Origin of the sequence: Mammaliicoccus sp. I-M35, assembly GCF_022386455.1 — a bacterium.
Classification (GTDB): domain Bacteria; phylum Bacillota; class Bacilli; order Staphylococcales; family Staphylococcaceae; genus Mammaliicoccus; species Mammaliicoccus sciuri_A.
Genome location: NZ_JAJNIL010000003.1, coordinates 189,840 through 209,228, shown reverse-complemented (window position 1 = coordinate 209,228; position 19,389 = coordinate 189,840). Strand labels below are relative to the sequence as shown.

General features: G+C 30.5%; 24 protein-coding genes. 6 read left to right on the top strand and 18 right to left on the bottom strand.

The annotated features are described in order from the left end of the window. Positions 1 to 12: 12 nt before the first annotated feature. The 7 genes from LQ679_RS05310 to LQ679_RS05280 all read right to left on the bottom strand — a co-directional run bounded on the left by LQ679_RS05310 (position 13) and on the right by LQ679_RS05280 (position 4,948). A complete protein-coding gene (locus LQ679_RS05310) occupies positions 13 to 522 on the bottom strand; it encodes a GrpB family protein (protein WP_191836556.1) in 510 nt (169 codons plus the stop codon). An 11-nt stretch (positions 523 to 533) separates the two neighbouring features. Continuing rightward, on the bottom strand, positions 534 to 1,040 hold the full coding sequence (locus LQ679_RS05305; protein ID WP_191836555.1) for a GNAT family N-acetyltransferase: 507 nt from the start codon (positions 1,038 to 1,040) through the stop codon (positions 534 to 536). Between the two features lie 131 nt (positions 1,041 to 1,171). Further along, positions 1,172 to 2,371, bottom strand: a complete 1,200-nt coding sequence (locus LQ679_RS05300) for a GTP-binding protein (protein ID WP_191836554.1) — start codon at positions 2,369 to 2,371, stop codon at positions 1,172 to 1,174. A 48-nt stretch (positions 2,372 to 2,419) separates the two neighbouring features. After that, a complete protein-coding gene (gene rpsN / locus LQ679_RS05295; protein WP_025904347.1) occupies positions 2,420 to 2,689 on the bottom strand; it encodes a 30S ribosomal protein S14 in 270 nt (89 codons plus the stop codon). A gap of 275 nt (positions 2,690 to 2,964) precedes the next feature. Beyond that, entirely contained in the window at positions 2,965 to 3,516 is a 552-nt protein-coding gene (locus LQ679_RS05290; RefSeq protein ID WP_103361532.1) for a hypothetical protein, read from the bottom strand. A 241-nt stretch (positions 3,517 to 3,757) separates the two neighbouring features. Beyond that, positions 3,758 to 4,192 (bottom strand): pyridoxamine 5'-phosphate oxidase family protein, encoded by a 435-nt coding sequence (locus LQ679_RS05285; RefSeq protein WP_159315275.1) that lies wholly within the window; start codon positions 4,190 to 4,192, stop codon positions 3,758 to 3,760. 12 nt (positions 4,193 to 4,204) lie between these two features. Then, a complete protein-coding gene (locus LQ679_RS05280) occupies positions 4,205 to 4,948 on the bottom strand; it encodes a hypothetical protein (RefSeq protein ID WP_191836553.1) in 744 nt (247 codons plus the stop codon). Positions 4,949 to 5,085: 137 nt separating this feature from the next. Between LQ679_RS05280 and LQ679_RS05275 the strand changes: the two genes are divergently transcribed. Further along, positions 5,086 to 6,045: an arsenic resistance protein gene (locus LQ679_RS05275; protein ID WP_191836552.1), complete on the top strand. Its 960-nt coding sequence runs from the start codon at positions 5,086 to 5,088 to the stop codon at positions 6,043 to 6,045. 51 nt (positions 6,046 to 6,096) lie between these two features. Here the strand turns inward: LQ679_RS05275 and LQ679_RS05270 are convergent, their stop codons facing one another. The 3 genes from LQ679_RS05270 to LQ679_RS05260 all read right to left on the bottom strand — a co-directional run bounded on the left by LQ679_RS05270 (position 6,097) and on the right by LQ679_RS05260 (position 8,350). Beyond that, entirely contained in the window at positions 6,097 to 7,086 is a 990-nt protein-coding gene (locus LQ679_RS05270; RefSeq protein WP_239762234.1) for a LysM peptidoglycan-binding domain-containing protein, read from the bottom strand. 136 nt (positions 7,087 to 7,222) lie between these two features. Next, complete coding sequence (locus tag LQ679_RS05265) at positions 7,223 to 7,600, bottom strand: YxeA family protein (protein WP_159315279.1); 378 nt, start codon at positions 7,598 to 7,600, stop codon at positions 7,223 to 7,225. Between the two features lie 210 nt (positions 7,601 to 7,810). Continuing rightward, on the bottom strand, positions 7,811 to 8,350 hold the full coding sequence (locus LQ679_RS05260) for a 2'-5' RNA ligase family protein (RefSeq protein ID WP_159315280.1): 540 nt from the start codon (positions 8,348 to 8,350) through the stop codon (positions 7,811 to 7,813). A gap of 232 nt (positions 8,351 to 8,582) precedes the next feature. Here LQ679_RS05260 and LQ679_RS05255 point away from each other — a divergent pair, with 232 nt between their 5' ends. The 4 genes from LQ679_RS05255 to LQ679_RS05240 all read left to right on the top strand — a co-directional run bounded on the left by LQ679_RS05255 (position 8,583) and on the right by LQ679_RS05240 (position 11,080). Next, positions 8,583 to 9,122, top strand: coding sequence for a GNAT family N-acetyltransferase (locus LQ679_RS05255; protein ID WP_191836551.1), 540 nt, complete (start codon positions 8,583 to 8,585; stop codon positions 9,120 to 9,122). Between the two features lie 116 nt (positions 9,123 to 9,238). After that, complete coding sequence (locus LQ679_RS05250; RefSeq protein ID WP_126476625.1) at positions 9,239 to 10,498, top strand: Y-family DNA polymerase; 1,260 nt, start codon at positions 9,239 to 9,241, stop codon at positions 10,496 to 10,498. Positions 10,499 to 10,517: 19 nt separating this feature from the next. After that, positions 10,518 to 10,712: a hypothetical protein gene (locus LQ679_RS05245; RefSeq protein ID WP_191836550.1), complete on the top strand. Its 195-nt coding sequence runs from the start codon at positions 10,518 to 10,520 to the stop codon at positions 10,710 to 10,712. Between the two features lie 119 nt (positions 10,713 to 10,831). Further along, positions 10,832 to 11,080, top strand: coding sequence for a GlsB/YeaQ/YmgE family stress response membrane protein (locus LQ679_RS05240; protein WP_025904335.1), 249 nt, complete (start codon positions 10,832 to 10,834; stop codon positions 11,078 to 11,080). A gap of 1,091 nt (positions 11,081 to 12,171) precedes the next feature. Here the strand turns inward: LQ679_RS05240 and LQ679_RS05235 are convergent. From LQ679_RS05235 to LQ679_RS05205, 7 genes are all read right to left on the bottom strand, one after another. Then, positions 12,172 to 13,569 carry an MFS transporter gene (locus LQ679_RS05235; RefSeq protein WP_025904835.1) on the bottom strand — a complete coding sequence of 466 codons (1,398 nt, stop codon included), beginning with the start codon at positions 13,567 to 13,569 and terminating at the stop codon, positions 12,172 to 12,174. Positions 13,570 to 13,739: 170 nt separating this feature from the next. Then, positions 13,740 to 14,660, bottom strand: a complete 921-nt coding sequence (locus LQ679_RS05230; RefSeq protein ID WP_037588786.1) for an AEC family transporter — start codon at positions 14,658 to 14,660, stop codon at positions 13,740 to 13,742. 143 nt (positions 14,661 to 14,803) lie between these two features. Then, the gene (locus LQ679_RS05225) at positions 14,804 to 15,397 is read right to left on the bottom strand and encodes a histidine phosphatase family protein (RefSeq protein WP_191836549.1); all 594 of its coding nucleotides are present in this window, start codon (positions 15,395 to 15,397) and stop codon (positions 14,804 to 14,806) included. A 235-nt stretch (positions 15,398 to 15,632) separates the two neighbouring features. Next, the gene (locus LQ679_RS05220) at positions 15,633 to 15,713 is read right to left on the bottom strand and encodes a type I toxin-antitoxin system Fst family toxin (protein WP_126476718.1); all 81 of its coding nucleotides are present in this window, start codon (positions 15,711 to 15,713) and stop codon (positions 15,633 to 15,635) included. An 18-nt stretch (positions 15,714 to 15,731) separates the two neighbouring features. After that, complete coding sequence (locus tag LQ679_RS05215; protein ID WP_191836570.1) at positions 15,732 to 16,661, bottom strand: thermonuclease family protein; 930 nt, start codon at positions 16,659 to 16,661, stop codon at positions 15,732 to 15,734. Positions 16,662 to 16,841: 180 nt separating this feature from the next. Then, complete coding sequence (locus tag LQ679_RS05210) at positions 16,842 to 17,000, bottom strand: hypothetical protein (protein ID WP_159315288.1); 159 nt, start codon at positions 16,998 to 17,000, stop codon at positions 16,842 to 16,844. A gap of 20 nt (positions 17,001 to 17,020) precedes the next feature. Further along, positions 17,021 to 17,374 (bottom strand): hypothetical protein, encoded by a 354-nt coding sequence (locus LQ679_RS05205; protein ID WP_191836307.1) that lies wholly within the window; start codon positions 17,372 to 17,374, stop codon positions 17,021 to 17,023. Positions 17,375 to 17,622: 248 nt separating this feature from the next. Here LQ679_RS05205 and LQ679_RS05200 point away from each other — a divergent pair, with 248 nt between their 5' ends. Then, on the top strand, positions 17,623 to 18,243 hold the full coding sequence (locus tag LQ679_RS05200; protein ID WP_037588780.1) for a LysE family translocator: 621 nt from the start codon (positions 17,623 to 17,625) through the stop codon (positions 18,241 to 18,243). A 66-nt stretch (positions 18,244 to 18,309) separates the two neighbouring features. On the opposite strand, the gene LQ679_RS05195 is transcribed toward LQ679_RS05200, so the two are convergent. Continuing rightward, a complete protein-coding gene (locus tag LQ679_RS05195; RefSeq protein WP_191836308.1) occupies positions 18,310 to 18,876 on the bottom strand; it encodes a hypothetical protein in 567 nt (188 codons plus the stop codon). Positions 18,877 to 19,389 lie beyond the last annotated feature (513 nt).

Genomic DNA, 19,389 nt, shown 5'->3' with positions numbered 1-19,389 from the left:
CCCACCACTCCTTTATTTTCCTTTATACCACCTGATTGCTTGTTGTTCTAAATTTTTAACATATGATTTTTTTGCTTTACTATAACTAGCTGTTTCATTATATTCTTCAGCTAATTTTGCTTTATAGTTACTATATTCTATAGCCATTTCTCTATTTTCTCTTAGATAATCTCGTAATATTAAATGTCTGTCTATTTCAGGGTTACTTTGTTCATAAATATGTATATGATGTGTTCGATTAATTCCTCCCTTTCGAATGAGTCTTCTTCCTTTTATTCCCCATTCTCCAGCCAAATCGTAACCTCTACTCAAAAACTCATCATCAAATAAATCAATTTTTTCTATATTATTTACAATTACCATCATATCTATAACTGGTTTTGCTTTCATACCTTCAATTGATGTACTACCAAAGTGTTCAAACCTAATAACTTCATCTTCTAATATAGATTTAATTATTCTACATTCTTCTAAATACATATTTCTCCAATCTTTATTAAAATCACTCAACCTTACTTCCATCCCACCACTCCTTATTCACTAAAGTAATACACGTTGCCTTCTCCGTCGTAATTATCTAGTTCTGGGTTATGTTTGAATTCTAATTTTTCTGCTGTCTTTATTGAAGGTGTGTTTTCTTTTTTAGTTAATGCTACGATTTTATATTGGTTATTTGTTAATTCTTTGACGTGCTCGATTATTTTTCTACTTGCTTCTGATACGAGTCCTTGTTTTGTTTCTGCAGCTTCAATTCGATAGTAAATATTCAAATATGTTTGTCCTAATATTTCTTTATACTGCAACCCACATACGCCAAACGGGAGATAGTGATCTTTCTTAATCAAGACGTAATATCCAAATCCATGGTCTTCATAATGTTTAATCCATTGATCTAATGTTTCTCTAAAAGCTTCTATTGTTGTTGCTGGACCTGCTGGGTTGTATTTTTGATTTGCAGGATCATGATGGACTTCAAATAATTTTTCAAGATATGTATATGCTGGGGGTACGAGTTTAATTCTTTCCGTTTCTAATATCATTGTAATGACTCCTTTTTAGTTACAATTTAGTTATTTAATATCATAACATTAAGCATCTCATATTGGGAGGTCGTAGATATTTTTATGCATACAAAAAAGCATGAGCAGTTACTTATGCTCATGCTTTTAACTTATACTGTTGATAGTTGCCATTGGTAAGGTTCTTTTAACTTTGTCCAATCTGCATCGATTTCTTCTGAATTCAATAAGCATTGATCTAATGCTTTTGTAATTTCTTCTTTATTTAAGTCACTACCGATAATGACAAATTGTGTTTCTCTGTCGCCATATTCTGGATCCCAATCAGCTTTAATTTCTGGTCTAGATGCAAAGATTTCTTGTTTCGCTTCTTCTTTCATTGCATCAACCCAGAATGTAATTGGATGAATATTTACAAAAGAACCTGCCTGAGAAAATAGACATGCTACGTGATTATATTGAGCTAACCACACGATACCTTTAGCTCTTATAATATTCGTTGGCATATTTTCCATCCATTGATTAAATCTTTCTGCATGAAATGGCAGTCTTCTCTTGTAGACAAATGATGATATACCATATTCTTCAGTTTCTGGCGTATGATGCGCATGACCACCTTCTGTTAGTTCTTTAATCCACCCAGCTGATTGACTTGCATCTTCAAAATTAAATAAACCTGTATTGAGCACTTCTTGAAGCGGCACATCTGCATAACTCGTCTTGATAAATTTCGCTTTAGGCTGTAATTTTTTCAAAACGATTTCCAATTGCTTTAAATCCTTTTCGTCTACTAAATCAGCTTTATTTAATATAAGTACATCACAAAATTCAATTTGGTCAATCAACAAGTCTGAAATAGAACGTTCATCCTCTTCACTGACACCTTGGTCTCTATCTTTCAACAAATCCTCAGAATACATATCATGTACAAATCTATGTGCATCTACAACTGTAACCATCGTATCTAAACGACATATACTAGTTAAATCAATGCCTAATTCATCATCTATATATGAGAAAGTTTGGGCAACAGGTACCGGCTCTGAAATACCAGTTGATTCTATTACGATTTGATCGACATCTCCTCGTTTAGCTATCTTTTCGACTTCTATTAATAAGTCTTCTCTTAAAGTACAGCAAATACAGCCATTCGATAATTCTACTAATTTTTCGTCAGTTCGTGAAATACCTCCGCCTTGTATGACTAAATCTTTATCTATATTAATTTCACTCATATCATTTACAATGACTGCAATTTTTAATCCTTCTCTATTTTTCAAAATATTATTGAGCAGTGTTGTCTTTCCAGATCCTAAATAACCACTCAACACTGTAACTGGTATTTTATTCAACACATTTCCCCTACCTTCTATCTATTTATCCCATATAAACAAAAAATCTTACCAACTTGATTTTTTCAATCCAGGTATTTGACCTTTATGTGCGTATTCTCTTAAAGCAATTCTAGACATACCGAATTTTCTATATACACCTCTAGGTCTGCCAGTCACTTGGCATCTACGCGTAATACGTGTAGGAGAAGCGTCTCTCGGTAATTTTTTCAAACCTTCGTAATCTTTATTAGCTTTTAATTCTTCACGTTTTTCACGGTATTTTTCAACCATTTGAATTCTTTTTTGTTCTTTTGCTATTTTTGACTTCTTCGCCATTTTATATACTCCTTTTACATTTAAAATTTTTGAAATAAATCATTAGATATAAAGAGTGAGACGGCAATTGAAGTCTCACTCTTTTGAAATCGTATATTAAGTAAGTAAAGTAGCCATCTCATTTCCGGAGGTAAATCGTAATGACTACGTTTTAACTATAATACATGAATTTTTATTTGGCAAGAGCAAATTTTTATTTTTCATTTAGAATTGATAATGACAATCGAAAAAATAGAGCCTAAGACAACGTAATGTGTCTTAGACTCTGCTTATCTCTATTCAACTTTCCATACATTAAATCCATGTAATTGGCTGTTTGCATCATATTTCAAATCTTCTTTACCATAAAAAGTATAGCTCTCGCCTTCTTCAAGTTTTTTATGATCATAATCTATAATATAATATGACACTTTATCGTCCCCACTACCTTTTGTAACTTCAACGATTTTATCACCAGCTTCACTATGGCTAATTTTCTCAACCTTAGCATTTGTGATTTTTAACAATTCGTTATGGCTATATGTTTCATTATTATACTTGTCATAATTAATCTCTTTAGAATGGTTCATTTTTTTCTGAACATATTCATTCGCTTGTGCTTCTGCTACGTGATCATCGAACTTAATTTTTGAATGATTATCTTGGACAGGTTCAGTTGAAACAATTCCAACAGCACAACCTAAAGTTAAAAAGAATAATATAATGGTACTTAGCAACGGAATCCTGAACCTAGTATCTCTAATCGCTTTAACAACCGTCGTGCCTAACATCACAATAAAAGCTATTAATACTACAACTCCAATAACGCTAAATATAAAACTTTCCATTTTCATTACTCCCTTGATTTATTCACTATCATATTTGTACATAATAGAACATCTCAGCTAATATTTCATCTATTTTGTTTCAGTTTTCGAAATAAATCAATATTATGCTAAAGTATGAAAGCGTTAACCTGGTTGCTATAAAAAGGATAGGTGAATTTTAAATTTTTTTGTTGAAAAGTCTTTGTTATTCTTTAAAATTAATATCTTCCAACACTTTTTCCACCGCTTCTTCTTGTAATTATTAGTATGATTGGTCTCTTGCTACTATTGTTTGATATTCAAATCTAATCAATACATAATCAGTATTACCAAGTACTGATTTAAATCTCGGATGCCAGTTATTTTCTTCACCCATATATTTATGGAATAATTTTTTTATAATCTTATTATCTGCCTTTTCTAAGTATGCATTACCTCTAAATCCTATATGCTTAACAATTCCTTTTGTTACATCATATTCTACAATGCCTATTGCACATTTCCCATTTTCTTCTATTCTCTTTGGAAAAGAATCCGTCTTATAGTTTCCAATAAACCATAATGATTTATTATCCCAAATGAACCATACTGGAGATTCTCTTGGCTCACATTTTTCTACAGTAGATAAATGGGCAAATAAAGGTTTCGACAACACTTCTTCACATAATAATCTTTGTTGCTCTGTCAAACTATCCATTATCTCACTCCCTTATTTCCTAAATAGGTATTCACTTAATTTTTGTTTTTTTCCTTCTTTATTCCATTGTTGATATTCTTTGATCACCTTATGGATGTTGCCTTCATAGTAGTTTTCAACTAAATCAACTATTGCTAAAAAGCTTTTCCAGTAATGAAACATGACATATGCATTATCATTACTTTTATAAATTTCATATGTGAATGATTCTAAATTATTTTCATCATATTTTGATTTGTAATAATTAAATAATTCTGTTTCATACTGTACGATTTCTTTAAATTCTTTGTCATTATATAAATAATACCTTGGTAAGAAAGTAACCAATCCTTCTTCAAACCACAAGTCATCTGATGTTAAGTCAAGATCATCAAATTCTGTTAAAAAGAAGTCGCAATGGTGCGTAATTTCATGACCTAATATGCATAATATTTCTTTTTCTAAATAGTTATTAAATATGTTTTGAGTCGTTTCTGACATGTCACTTTTGATTTGACCATTTAAAAAGGTCATCCAACTTTCTTTTTCAATATTCATAAATATACCTTTTTCATTTGTAAACGCTGGTACCTTCTTCTTAAATACGTGTGTCATTACATAATCACTTGTCCATATGACGTGTTCTGGCATGTCATTTAATTCGTAATCTTTTTTCAGAATATCAATATAATTTTCAATTTTATCTATAAAATATTTTGCTGTTTTTCGAGTTTCTTCCATATCATTTAGTTCATCCATCATAAAAATAGATTTCATGTGTCTATCCCCTTACAAATATCAATAAATATAGTATTAGTAATCATATTATAACAATATTCATTATCTTTTTATTCAATTGAATTAATTTCTACTTCATACTATGATTTATATTAAGCGATTTACAGGAGGTTATGATGTCGTACTTGAAATCTTTTTTAGAGGATAAACAAATTTATATATATCTTTTATTTATTATGATGGGCGTAGGTTTCGGTTTATTGTTTGACCATGCTAGTCTTATTTTTGAACCTTTTATTTCTATTTTAATTGCGATTCTATTGTTTAGTATGTTTGCGCAAATTCCTTTTTTATCTTTACGTCAAAAGGTATCAAATTTTAAATTTCTTGTAGCACTTATTATTTCTAATTTTATCTTTATTCCTATTCTTGTTTTTCTAATTGTCACAGCATTTCATATTACTTCTACACCGCTTCTAATCGGCATTTACTTAGTTTTACTGACACCTTGTATTGATTATGTGATTGTTTTTACGAAGTTAGGTCATGGAAATGAAAGCTTTATGTTGATTGCTACACCTATTTTATTTATTCTACAAATCATCTTATTACCGATATATTTTCTTATATTTTTAAACCAAGATTTCTCGGATTACATAGATTTTATACCTTTTCTAAAGACTTTTGTATACCTTATTCTAGTACCTTTATTCATAGCAATTTTCATGCAGATTTTAAGTAAAAAGTCCGATGCTATGTCGAACATTTTATCTTTATCAGAATGGTTGCCTGTTCCTTTTATGGGACTCGTATTAATGACGGTTATAGGCTCTCAAATTTCAAAAATATTTAATGATTTACACGTCGTATGGATAGTTGTTCCTGTTTACATTTGTTTTATGATCATTGCGCCTTTTATTGGTTATCTTTCTGGTAAAATCTTTGCTTTACCTTCAGATTTAAAACGCACGATTGCTTTTAGTTCTAGCACAAGAAATGCGTTAGTTGTCTTGCCATTAGCTTTATCTCTACCAGACAAATGGTCAACAATTGTGACAACTGTTGTCGTCACACAAACACTTGTCGAGCTTATTGGTGAACTATTCTATATTAAATTGATACCTAAATTTAAATAAAGAAACACCTCTAAAGTTACAGTAACGCTTGCACTTTAGAGGTGTTTTTAATTATTTCAGTTTCAATACTTGTCCTATGCTTATATCATTTGAACTTAAATTATTTAATGATTTAAGTTTAGCTACACTTACGCCGCTTCTTTGAGAGATATTATACAACGTATCTCCAGAAACAACAGTATGTGTATCGCCTGTAATAGTGTCACTTGTTTCATTTAAATCATTATAATGCTTTTGAACGAGACTATAAAATTGATCCATATCATAGCCCCACTGACTAAAGTAATTGATTGGATCTGTATGGTCTGTTCCACCATAATACTGACTAATGGCATTGTGGCTGATAACTGTACCTGTTCCTTCATTATTATCGGCTAATGATGGTTTCAGTCCATTTTTGTGTAACATTTTCGCAGTTAAATATGCTTGATTATTGACCGATTTCGCAAACTGGTCAAATGTACTAGATTGAGCCAATTCTATTTGATAGAAATATGGATTAGCTTTTGCGCCTGTACCCCAAGCTAAATAATCACTAGATGCTGTTTGAACAATTTTACTACTACTTGCATAAGCATGAACAAACGCACTTTCATAATTGTTATACATGTAATTGATTTCTTCATCTATTGTGCTATCAGGATTAGCTGTTTCATGAATAATCACACCGATAAACTTATCTGATTTATAGTCATATTTCGGCAAACTATCCATTCTAGAATCTTGTGTAATTGTGGACGGCTTAATATTATTTTTAGCAATATAATTATTAACATCTTGATAAGCTTCATTTGTATGTTGATTGGATTCTATTTCTGTAGAATTTTCTTCTGCATCTTTATTATGTAATTTGAGATCTTCATCCGTTAACAAGCCTGTTAATTCTTTCGGGTTCATCTTTTGTGCTTGTTCAAAACTAATCGATTTGCTTGTGTTCGCTGTTTGTTCACTTTGATGTTCTTCTGCATTGATATATCCAACAGATTGAGCAAATAATACACTTGTCGTCAAAATTATTGCTGTTCCAAACTTGTACTTCATAATAATCCCCCTTATATTTTATTTTTATATTGTATTACAAACTATAATTAATTAATATACTTGAAGAATATTTCGTTATATTAAATATTTATTACAAGTAAAAAAAGAACGAGATAATTTGATTATCTCGTTCCCTCTATTCTATAGCGTTTAGAGCTTTCTTTGGTATTTCACTTTTATCAACTTCTTCAAATGATTCCACATGTGTCCCTTTATGCTTAATTTTTAAATAGTGATTTGTTTTAAGCTCATCTGATGATATAAATTCCACCTTCGTACGTTTACCATCTTCATCTACAATATCTTGCTTATATCTTCTAATATTATGTTCTTCAACAGCATCAGGTAGCTTTGTCTTTACATAAGCGTATTTCTCTTTCATAAATGGATTTAATTGATCTGATACACCTTTAATCTCACTTGAGCCAGATGTACTAAATATAACGATTAATAAACAACAACATAAAATGACAAATATAATTAGAAAAACAATACCTTTTAATAAACCTTTCAATGTTATCTCTCCTTTCAAGTAAAATGATAGCATCATCTCACTTGAAATAGTCCTAACATTGTTGTCACAACAGGCTTCTAAGCTTACAATTTTGTAAGATTAAGTCTCTCTTATTAAAACACACCTAATATATTCTGACATAATGAGCACCTCTCTTTTTTATATTTTATAATTAGTAAATTTAGATTCTAAAAAATGTATTTATCAATTTTAATCTTTCAATCCAACTTTCTTTAGGCGAACATACTTATTATTTACATATTTATAAATATAAACCTCATTCACTTGAAATGGTTTAAATATATCTTTCTGATTCAATTCTTTTTCCATGTTCAACAAATTATTTATATTATTTCCAGTACTAATGTCATCTCCATAACTTTGTTTACCAACAGTTAAATGTGGTACATATAAATCCCCTTCAAAATACTTTTGTTGCATTTCCTTTGTAACATTTAATAATCCCACTATTTGTTGATGTAAGTCATGAATTTCTAATGAATCAAATGACACGTATAATACTTCTTTACCAAAATAATCTGTTTGTTTTGGTGTTACAGTAAATTTAGAAGTATGATTAATCAAATTAGTAATATCTTCTATCCAATTTTCATCTATTGTTAAATTACTTTGAGCTTTTAAAGTAATATGTGGTTCTACACCTATTCTATCCATATATTGATGTTGTAAGTTAAGTACCGTACTATACATAGGTTCAGGTGGTACAATTCCAATAAAATATTTACTCATCATATCCCTCTTTTGTTAGTAAATTAATGTATCTATTAATACTAGCTTAAATCAGAGCAATTGTTCAAATTCATTTCTCGTAACATATTCTGACATAATGAGCACCTCTCTTTTTTATATTTTATAATTAGTGAATATAATTGTCAAAAACTGTAAAACTGAAATAAGTATAATTTTTCCAATTCACATGATAAAATAATTTTAATTATTTTATACAGAACTGAGGGATAACATGGGTAAAAATCGCGAATTACGTATTAGACCTATTAAATTAGAAGATTTAAATAGTATATGGCAGATGGCTTTTAAAGATTCAAATCCTGAATGGAAGTTATGGGATGCGCCTTATTTTCCTCACCATGCTATGTCGTATGATGATTTTTTACTTCAAAAAGATGATTGGATCAATGTTCCGAATAGATGGGCTGTGATATACAACAACGAAGTTATTGGTACAGTCTCTTATTATTGGGAACATGAACCTTCTAAATGGCTAGAGATGGGTATTTCAATCTATCAGTGTGATAATTGGGGTAAAGGCATTGGCACTAATGTCATGCGTATGTGGATTGATCATTTATTCAATACTTTAGATATTGTTCGCGTTGGTTATACAACTTGGTCAGGAAATAAAGGGATGATCAAAATTGGAGAACGTCTTGGTATGACGATGGAAGCTAGAATTAGAAAAGTAAGATATTATAACGGGACTTATTACGACTCTATTAGAATGGGGCTTTTACGAGAAGAATGGCAAGATTTAAAGTCTTAATCTAATACGTCATAATCATCATATGATAATATATTGTGCTTTTACACAAGTTTATACTTTACAAAATAGAACGTATGTTCGTATAATAAAAGTACAATATGACTAGGGTGATTTTTATGTATGACTACAGTTATTGTCTAAATCGGGATATTTTATGTGTGGATTTAAAGAGTTTCTTTGCGTCTGTTTCATGTATTGAAAAAGGTTTGAACCCGCTAACGACTAAGCTAGCTGTTGTGGCTGATACGAAGCGTAAAGGTTCTGTTGTCCTGGCAGCTACACCACCTTTAAAAGCAATTGGCATTAAAACAGGTTCTCGTTTATATGAAATACCTCAACGTAAAGATATCTATGTTATTAATCCATCTATGAAGAAATATATGCAATTATCAACACAGATTAGCAAAATTGCTTTGGATTATGTTGCTCCTGAAGATTTTCATCAATACAGTATAGATGAATTCTTTATGGATGTATCAGAGTCTTATCATTTATTTGCGCATTCTCCCTTTTCATTAGCGATGCAACTTCAAGAGCGTATATTTAATTATACTCAAATTCGTAGCACGATTGGCATTGGATCTAATTTATTACTCGCTAAACTTTCAATGGATATTGATGCTAAGCATACAAGTCTTGGGATATCGGAATGGCGCTATGAAGATGTGCCGTCTAAAGTTTGGTCCATTCAACCTTTACGAGACATGTGGGGAATCAATCGACGTACAGAAGCTAAGCTTAATAAGAAAGGGATATTTACAATTGGTCACTTAGCTAACTATCCTGTGGAATATTTGAAGCGGGACTTTGGCGTTATTGGTGTTGACCTTCATTTGCATGCTAATGGTATTGATGAAAGTGTCATTAGAAATCCTCATCGTATATATGATAAATCTCTAGGTAAGTCGCAAATACTTATGCGTGATTACAGTATGAATGAACTTAAGACTGTATTAAATGAACAAGTAGATGAAGTTTATTTCCGTTCTAGAAAGCTCAATTTATACCCTACACGTATTAGCGTGAGTGTCGGTTATGCAGACGTTGGAGGCGTGCGGAAGCAATTTACAAATAAAACGGGATTCATGAATACTTATGTTATCACACAATTATTATGGGATTATTTATCTCAACGATTAGAACCGGACAGACTTTATAGAACGATTGCTATATCATTTGGTAAATTTATTCCGAACCAAATTAAGCAACTATCTTTATTCGATGATCCATATCAAATTAAGACAGAGACACTCGAAAATCATTTAGATTTTATACGTATGAAATATGGCAAAGATGTTGTGATGCGTGGTTCAAGCCTATTAAATAGTGGTACATTATTAGAAAGAAAAGACTTAATCGCAGGTCATAAAGCTTAATATTTATGGAGTGTATAGTATGAAAGAACTTAATATAAACTGGGAATCAGATTTTATTGAATACCAAACTTTATTATATAGTGGTGTCGATCCAGAATGGTTCTATGCCTGTATTAGAAATGATGTTTTAGTACCAGCATATACAGGACAAGGCAAACAATATTTTTGGACTAAAGATATCCTGAAAGCTCATAAAATAATACCAATATTTTAAAAAACCAACTATTTACTACAATTATTGTTTAATTTTACCAATTATTTTCTTTATAAGTGTTTAACGAATCTTCACATTGGATATATATAAAGAAGTGTAAAAATAGGAGGTAATTATATATGGGCTTTATATTAATGTTAATCGTCGGCGGTTTAATCGGCTGGCTAGCAGGTGTTATTTTAGGTAAAGATATTCCAGGCGGTATTATTGGTAATATTATCGCAGGTATTATCGGTTCAGCAATTGGTGGTAAATTATTAGGAGATATGGGACCAGTCATAGGTGGAATTGCAATTATTCCAGCATTAATCGGTTCAATCATCTTAATCTTAGTACTTTCATTCATTTTAAAAGCAATTAAAAAATAGAAAGTACAATAAATATAAAGAAGCATATCACTTAATTGATTTTGTGATATGCTTCTTTTTTGATACAGATATATTTACAAATAAAAGCACCACACAAATTTGTGCGGTGCTTATGTCATATACGAATAAATATTTTCAAAACCACTCTAGGTAAATAGCTTTGTAATAATAAAATACCCGACGTATATAAACTCTAAACATTATTTTAATAATAATCTAAAGAAATTCATGATTCTTTAACGTTTATTAGAACCTTTACTAAAAAGATTTCTTATAAGTCTCATAATTAATACTGTACCAACATATCTTAAAATACGTTTTACTATGTTTCCCATCCTTATCAGCTCCTCTTACAATATATCATTTACTATTACTACTTCACTACTTTACCCAATTAAGTCTTTCATTACACATATAAAAAATTTCTTAGTCCCGTTCCTGCAAGGATGACTAGAGTTGAAAAAGCTTAGTACAAGCGCATTTCAATTCAGTTATCTACTGTCAAGATACTACAAGAGACTGAGACATTATATTATGTCCCAGTCTTTTTATAAGGAAAAATCAATATTAGCGTGAGCTTCTATGTTGCTTGTTTGATCAGTCTTGCAATATACAAGGCGACTATTTATCTTGTTTGGCTAGTCTTGATAAATACAACGCTCCTATTTATCTTGTTTGGCTAGTCTTGATAAATACAGAGCTTCTATTTATCTTGTTTGGCCAGTCTTGATAAATACGAAGCTCCTATTTATCTTGTTTCACCAGTCTTGATAAATACAAGGCCGCTATTTATCTTGTTTGGGTAGTCTTGCAACATAGGAGGAGTCTATGTTGCTTGTTTGATCAATCTAGCAATATTCAGACCTCCAACATTGCTAGTCACCCTTCACTAGCAATATTCAGTCCTCCAACATTGCTAGTCACGTCTCACTTGCAATATTCACACCTCCAACATTGCTTGTCGCGCCTCACTTGCAATATTCAGCCCTCCAACATTGCTTGTCACACCTCACTTGCAATGTTGACCCTCATATTTCTATAAATATGAAAAAGAGTCTGGAACATTTCTGTACCAGACTCTTTAATATAAATTATGATTTTGTACTTTCGTTATGCCACCATAATGAATCTTTCGGATTTTCTACAGCATGAACAAATTCTTTTTTCGATGCTACAGTTGGATAAGAACCTTTTAATGATTTTTTAGAAGTATCTTCAAATAATGTTAAGACAACAATCAGACCAATAATACTCACACCTAATAAATAGAATGCAGGTGCTAAATTATTACCTGTCACGTGTACTAACCATGAAGCTACTAATGGTGTTGTACCACCAAATAACGAAACTGAAATATTAAATGTCCATGATAATGTTCTGTAACGAATATCTGTATGGAACAATGTTGGTAATGACCCTGGCATTGTACCTTCGTAAACTGATAATACGATACCTAGCAATAGTAATCCAAGGAATAAGAATCCTAGTCCACCAATGTTTAAGAATTGGAATGAAACAACAGATACTAATATACCTAAGATTAGACCGAAAGAAATCACTTTCTTATTACCTATTTTGTCACCAAGTCTACCAAATGTAAGTGCGAACGGTACCATAATCAGTAATACAACCGCTGTTATCGGTGTACTAATACGATCACTAATACCAACCGTTTCATCTAGGTATGATGGCATGTAACCTAATAATACATAGTTTGTAATGTTGAAGAAGGCTACAAACACAATACATAATAAGATATCTTTTTTATATTGTTTTATAATTTCAATAACGCTTAGTTGATCTTTTTGATCAGCGATATCATTTTCAAAAATTGGTGTTTCTTCTAAATGCGTTCTCAAATAAAGACCAATCAATCCAATTGGTGCACTTAAGAAGAATGGAATTCTCCAACCCCAAGAATTCATTTGAGCATCTGATAATGTCCAGAATAATACTGTAACAAGGATAGATGCCACAATGTAACCAGATAAAGTACCGATTTCTAAACCACTACCTAATCTAATTCTTTTATTATCCGGTGAAGACTCTGCGATATAAACCATCGCACCAGCATATTCCCCACCTACTGAGAAACCTTGTAAAATACGAGCTAGCAATAATAAAATTGGTGCCCAAACTCCGATTTGATCATATGTAGGTAATAGTCCAATAATCAAAGTAGAAATTGCCATCATTATAATTGTAAATGTTAAGACAACTTTTCTACCTAGCTTGTCACCTATTTTACCAAAGACGATTCCGCCCACTGGTCTAAGTAAGAATGCTATCGCAAATGTTGCAAAAGTGAAAATTAATTTTAATTCATCATTTTGAACTGGACTGAAGAAATTCTTACTAATGATAACTGCAAGGTAAGAATATAGTGCAAAGTCAAACCATTCCATTGCATTACCAATACCAGTAGCAAACACACTTTTCTTTGCCATACCGATATCTACGACGTTGATTTTCTTTTTATTAAACTTCAAACGTATACAGCTCCTTTTCATGTTTAAAGAGTATACGCTCACTTTTTTATAGTGTCAACTTAATATTTAAATATAATAATATACACTTTTCATCTAATGGTATACAAATAAAAAATGTCCACGCTTACATATTAGTAAGCACGGACATTATAAATTTAAACGATATTCACTTAAGTAAATAGTATATATGAAAAATAAATGACGATTGAAACTGTGACTGAACTTAATAATGTAGAGAATAATACAATTTGAGCATGTAGTTCTGGTTCCACATCATATTCAAAAGCAATTGTTGATGTATTTCTTGAAGTTGGAAATGCACTAGCTATAAATAACGATTGTGCAATAACACCATCAATATGGAATATATAAATTAAACTAAGTGCAATAAGTGGTCCAATTATCAACCTACCAATCAACGATCCCATAATCGCTCTATGCAATAATTTCAATTTAATATGCGCTAATTGAGCACCCAATAAAATTAAAGCAATTGGCGCAAAACTATCTGAAATTTGATGGATAGGAATAAGAAACACTTGAGATAATTTAATATGCCCTACTTGAAATATAATCCCTAAAATCAGTGCGTGAAAAACAGGTAGCTTCAAAAAAGAAATGACAATATCTTTTAAACTTTTAGTAGTGGAAAGTAAATTATACATACCATAAGAATACGTAAGTAGATTTTGGAAAATAAGCACGAAGATTTGTACCGCAACACCAATAGGATTTTGACTAAAGATTAACTGACTGACCGGCAAACCATAGTTCCCAGAATTCATTAAAGAGATACTATTCTTTAAAGCAGCACTCTCACCTTTTTGAAGATTCAATACTTTAGCAAATAAATTACCAATTAAAATCATCACTATACTATAAGCTACAATATAGTATAGAACCTTTAACAACAAATCCATCTGAATCGTAATATCATAAATATTCGCAAAAACCGCAACAGGCATTAAACAATAAGTAATAAGTGTAGAAAAATGTTTTAAATTAAATGCAAACTTTCTTTGCAATAAAAACCCAACAAAAATTAAAATAAGAAGCGGTAATAACACTTCCGTTAAAATGAAAACAAACATAATATCCTCTTTCTCTCTATATTTCCTTTATATTCAAACTATCACAAATAAATCATAATAAATATGACTAATTTAGTATTTTGAATGATAAGTTTAAGTTATGAGTATAGAAATATAGATAACTAAAGCTTAGGTAGTTTTATTTATATCTCACCAATTTTCTTATATTGAGACAAGTGATTCACTTGATTACATTCTAATATTTCTACTTTATCGTCTGATATTTTTAACGACGATATGCTACCGTTTGTAAGTTTAATTTTTCCTGTCCCTGTTTCTCCATTTGAATAATGATATAATATGGCATTAATGAAGGCGCCATGAGATACAACTACTACATTTTGATTTGGATATTTTTCATGTATTTCAGACAATCCATTTAAAATTCTACGCTCAATGCTAGACCCATCTTCACTATTAGGATAAATTCGATCTGGGAATCGTTCGAGTCTTTCAGCTAGCGTCAAACCTTCAGCATCACCAAACGATAATTCAATAAACGCTTCTCTTTCAATCAGATCTACATTCAATTGTTCTTGAACAATTTCAGCAGTTTTTTTAGCTCTTTTTAAAGGACTCGTAATAATCACATCAATTTCTTTATCCTTTAAAGCTGCTCCACTTTCCTTTGCTTGTAATTCGCCATTATGATTCAAAGGAATATCCGTTCTACCTTGCGTTCTACCTTCCAAATTCCAATCCGTTTCACCATGTCTTAAAAAATATACATTTGTCATCATTCAAACCTCACATTAAATAATTTAAAATCTATTGTATCACTTATAACGGTACATAACACGCTAAATTTCAGTATATATACATTGAAAATTGTGAAGAAAACTTTTGAATTGAACTTAACAATATTGTATAATATTTCCATACAATACAACCATGTTAGCTTCCATCATGGACAACACCAAACCCCCTTATTTTCGGAGAATAAGGGGGTTTTTTAGTGTGGTTAGTCACCTATTATTTTTTGTTCTGTTTGCGTAACCAATTCGCAAATAAAGCAACAATACAACCACTTATAATGGTTGAAACTATAATAATTACTAATTTAAACGCTAATTAATTTACTTCACATGCAAAGTTATCTTTGTCTCTATCTAGTTTACCATTGTATGCTGGATGTGTACTAGGTACGCCATTGGGATATACTTTTCTAAGTGCTGTACAATTTGGATAATATTCTGATCCTGCATTTTGAGAAGAATTATTTGGTGTTTGTGTTGCAGAATTTCCTGCTCCGTTTGAACTTTGAGTATTATTTGATGCTGGTTGTTCAGTTGTGGATTGTTGTGTGCTTGCTTGATTATCTTCAAATGCACTTCCTAAACTCCAAATGCCTAATTTTTCTTCTTTGGCTTTTTCTTGTGCACTTTCTAATTTATCTAAGTATCTTGTACTTGGTGGATATACATATGCTACTTTAGCTAATCCTTCTCTCACTAATATTTCATTAAGCATTTTACCGTCTACATATATGTATGCTAAATAACGTTGATATTTATCTGTTTGTCCACCTACATCAAACTCTACTTCGATTTTATTTGCATTTGTTAACAATTCTTTCGTTCTATCTGATGCTTCTTGTCCAAATGGTTGCTTACCTAGTCTTGGGTGTTTCGTTTCAGGTGTATCAATTAGTAAAAACCTAAATGATTGTTGGCTGCCATTATAAATAAATTTCGCAGTATCTCCATCAACAGTACCCGCTAATTCAACTGGAATTCTGTCAGTTGTACCTGGTTTATATGATTTTTCTTGCGTATCATTTTGAGTAGTTTTCTCATTATAATTAGAATTTTTCTCGGAAGTCTCTATTTTTTCCTTTAGCTTTTTATTTGTCTCTTCTAATTCTTTTTGTTTGCTTTTTAATGCTATATTCTCTTGTTTTACGTTATCATCTTCACTATTATCAGTACTTACATTACTACAACCACTAGCAATAGTTGCTAGGAATAAAATACTTACACATAACAATATAATCTTTTTCATAACACTTACTCCTACTTAAATATTCACTTGTTAATTATACTAAATTCACAAAAATTTATCGTATGTTTTTATTATCTTGTTCGATTAAATTACCTTAAAAGATTATATTTACAACATGTATAAATAAAAATTGTTCAATGGATTCAAACCAAAAAAAATAAAAACACCTTTACGATGTTTTTAGTCAAATAATCGAAATATCATTCTAAATATCCAGCCTATAGCTCTTGGAATTGTAACAAATATTGCTCTGATAATATCTCCAATATAAAAGAACCCTTCTAAATAATCCCCAAAAGATAATTTATCAGCTTTATGTTTTTTATTTTCTTTACCCATATGACGCCTCCTATCTTAATTTATAAATGTACAGAAGCAAATTCAACTAGATAATTGATACCTTTTATAAATATATAAAATGCATAAGCCATAGTGCCTAAAATAAATAAAGCAGACATTATTTTAATTTTTTCTCCCTTTTCTCTATAAACGATATGGACGATAATAAACAATGTCATTAAAGAAAGATAAGCAAAAGCCACTGCAGTTAACATACCTACCGTATTCCGCTTCACATGAAAGTGACTCGTAATCCATGAATCATAAAATGCATCTCTAATACCAAGATGCCCTGTATAAAGATCAAAGCCTATTCCTAGTAATATCAGTAAACCTTCAACAATAAATGCCATCAACAATAAGAATGCTTTCATTTAATCACCTTTAGTATTTTAATTAATTCCATAATTAATAAATAACATTTGTTATGAATAATAGTAATATACTTATGAAATAAGGGCAACATGTCTTAACACATTGCCCATGAAAATTTCATATAACTCTTCTAAAACACCCTTTAAATTCAGTGAAAAATACCACTTAATTATAAAATAGTATAGTTATTTTAATATTTCTTTGTTATATTATTTAAAACAAATCATCAATAAGAGGTGTTGCATATATGGATAATTGGTTAAGTTTCGTAGTTATTGCATTAATGATCATTATTATTCCAGGACCAGATTTCTTCATTGTATTGAATAATACTTTAAAAGGAAATGCTAAAAATGGCATTATGGCTGGCTTAGGAATATCGAGTGCACATGTTTTTTATTCAGCTTTAGCAGCATTTGGATTAATTTTTATATTAACAACTTCGTATTATGTTTTTAGTGCTATCAAAATATTAGGTTCTGTTTATATTGCTTATTTAGGTGTTAAGACCATTTTAAATGCTAAAAAGACTTTTAACATTACAACTGAACCAACAATACAATCTAATATTAGTCTGACTTCATCGTATAAACAAGGATTTTTAAGTACAATGTTTAATCCGAAAGCAATACTATTTTATGTGAGTATATTACCTCAATTTATTACAAAACAAGACGGATCAATGACAATAATCATTCTATCCTCTTTATTTATCATCACAGTATTTGTGTGGTTCTTTATCTGTAGCTTTCTATTTAATTACATAAGACAATTATTTAATAATCACAAATTTAAATCCATCCTCGACTATGCAATAGGCACCGTCTTAATCGGTTTAGCCATCAGTATATTTAGATTGGAGAAATAATTAAAGTCCTGGCTAATTAAATAGCTAGGACTTTTTGTTAATCAGATATTTATAAAAATTTATTTTTTAATTTGTTGGTTGACCAAATTCACTTCTTTGAGCATCTATTAAAATTTGAGTTGCTTCTTCTTGTCTTCTAATACTTTCTTCTTCAGAAATTACACCATTATCTCTGTCTTCCATTGCTTTCATTTCCATTTCATACTTTTGTTTTCCAGCTTCTTCAATAGCTGGTGTTCTGCATGGTTCTGGTATTTCAGGATAGGCATTAGCACAAAAGTCATTCAATTCATTAGCTTGATTATTCTGATTCTGAGAAACTTGCTCTTGTTCAACCGGCTGTTCGACACTTTGTTGTTCTTGAAGTGGTTGTTCTGAAGTATTTACTTCTTCTGTTACTTGTTGCTCATTAGTTATATTATCTTCAGTAGTCTCTTCTTCTGTTTTAGGTTCTGATTCCTTAGTTGCTTCTTTATCTTTTGAATCATTTTTTTCTTTATCTTCTTTTTTAGTTTCTTTCTTGTCTTTTTTCTCATCTTTTGGTGCAGGATCTAAAATTGATTCTTCTTTTTTCTCTCCACATGCTCCTAATACTAGTAATAATGATAATAATAAAACAATTAGCTTTTTCATATTTCTCCCCCTTATATAAATATAATATTATTAATTTGATTATAATCTAATTACACTTGATTAGTATAGACTTTTTATATTTATTTTTGAGCGGATAATTCTATTTACTCTTCTACACCTTCAACCTATCATTTGAAATAGACAACATAAATGAAATATGTTAATTTATATATAGAAAAAGGGTGACACACATATTGTGTATCACCCAAGTGAGCCCGTTAAAAAGACGGTGACTTTGTATAAATGCTTAAATAACCATCAAACTCGGTCAAAGTTAGTGATGGTTATTTTTTTTGGTTTTCTTTAATCATGACTAAAGCAATGACAGTAAAGACTATCATTAAAATCTCATAGTCAGACATGTTATTCCTTTCTAGGAGTAACAACTATAACCATAGGCATCACCCCTTTATAAGAGATTAGCCACCATCTATCTAACTTGATCATTTTTAATTAAATTTAGCATAATATTGTCTATAAATAAATGCTGCATTTAGCTGTAATTTAAGCACC

Bases quoted from the DNA above. Each gene is read 5' to 3' on its own strand.
- LQ679_RS05310 (WP_191836556.1), bottom strand. From the start codon at position 522: ATGGAAGTAAGGTTGAGTGATTTTAATAAAGATTGGAGAAATATGTAT.
- LQ679_RS05305 (WP_191836555.1), bottom strand. From the start codon at position 1,040: ATGATATTAGAAACGGAAAGAATTAAACTCGTACCCCCAGCATATACA.
- rpsN (WP_025904347.1), bottom strand. From the start codon at position 2,689: ATGGCGAAGAAGTCAAAAATAGCAAAAGAACAAAAAAGAATTCAAATG.
- LQ679_RS05290 (WP_103361532.1), bottom strand. From the start codon at position 3,516: ATGGAAAGTTTTATATTTAGCGTTATTGGAGTTGTAGTATTAATAGCT.
- LQ679_RS05285 (WP_159315275.1), bottom strand. From the start codon at position 4,192: ATGGATAGTTTGACAGAGCAACAAAGATTATTATGTGAAGAAGTGTTG.
- LQ679_RS05280 (WP_191836553.1), bottom strand. From the start codon at position 4,948: ATGAAATCTATTTTTATGATGGATGAACTAAATGATATGGAAGAAACT.
- LQ679_RS05275 (WP_191836552.1), top strand. From the start codon at position 5,086: ATGTCGTACTTGAAATCTTTTTTAGAGGATAAACAAATTTATATATAT.
- LQ679_RS05270 (WP_239762234.1), bottom strand. From the start codon at position 7,086: ATGAAGTACAAGTTTGGAACAGCAATAATTTTGACGACAAGTGTATTA.
- LQ679_RS05260 (WP_159315280.1), bottom strand. From the start codon at position 8,350: ATGAGTAAATATTTTATTGGAATTGTACCACCTGAACCTATGTATAGT.
- LQ679_RS05255 (WP_191836551.1), top strand. From the start codon at position 8,583: ATGGGTAAAAATCGCGAATTACGTATTAGACCTATTAAATTAGAAGAT.
- LQ679_RS05250 (WP_126476625.1), top strand. From the start codon at position 9,239: ATGTATGACTACAGTTATTGTCTAAATCGGGATATTTTATGTGTGGAT.
- LQ679_RS05245 (WP_191836550.1), top strand. From the start codon at position 10,518: ATGAAAGAACTTAATATAAACTGGGAATCAGATTTTATTGAATACCAA.
- LQ679_RS05240 (WP_025904335.1), top strand. From the start codon at position 10,832: ATGGGCTTTATATTAATGTTAATCGTCGGCGGTTTAATCGGCTGGCTA.
- LQ679_RS05230 (WP_037588786.1), bottom strand. From the start codon at position 14,660: ATGTTTGTTTTCATTTTAACGGAAGTGTTATTACCGCTTCTTATTTTA.
- LQ679_RS05225 (WP_191836549.1), bottom strand. From the start codon at position 15,397: ATGACAAATGTATATTTTTTAAGACATGGTGAAACGGATTGGAATTTG.
- LQ679_RS05215 (WP_191836570.1), bottom strand. From the start codon at position 16,661: ATGAAAAAGATTATATTGTTATGTGTAAGTATTTTATTCCTAGCAACT.
- LQ679_RS05210 (WP_159315288.1), bottom strand. From the start codon at position 17,000: ATGGGTAAAGAAAATAAAAAACATAAAGCTGATAAATTATCTTTTGGG.
- LQ679_RS05205 (WP_191836307.1), bottom strand. From the start codon at position 17,374: ATGAAAGCATTCTTATTGTTGATGGCATTTATTGTTGAAGGTTTACTG.
- LQ679_RS05200 (WP_037588780.1), top strand. From the start codon at position 17,623: ATGGATAATTGGTTAAGTTTCGTAGTTATTGCATTAATGATCATTATT.
- LQ679_RS05195 (WP_191836308.1), bottom strand. From the start codon at position 18,876: ATGAAAAAGCTAATTGTTTTATTATTATCATTATTACTAGTATTAGGA.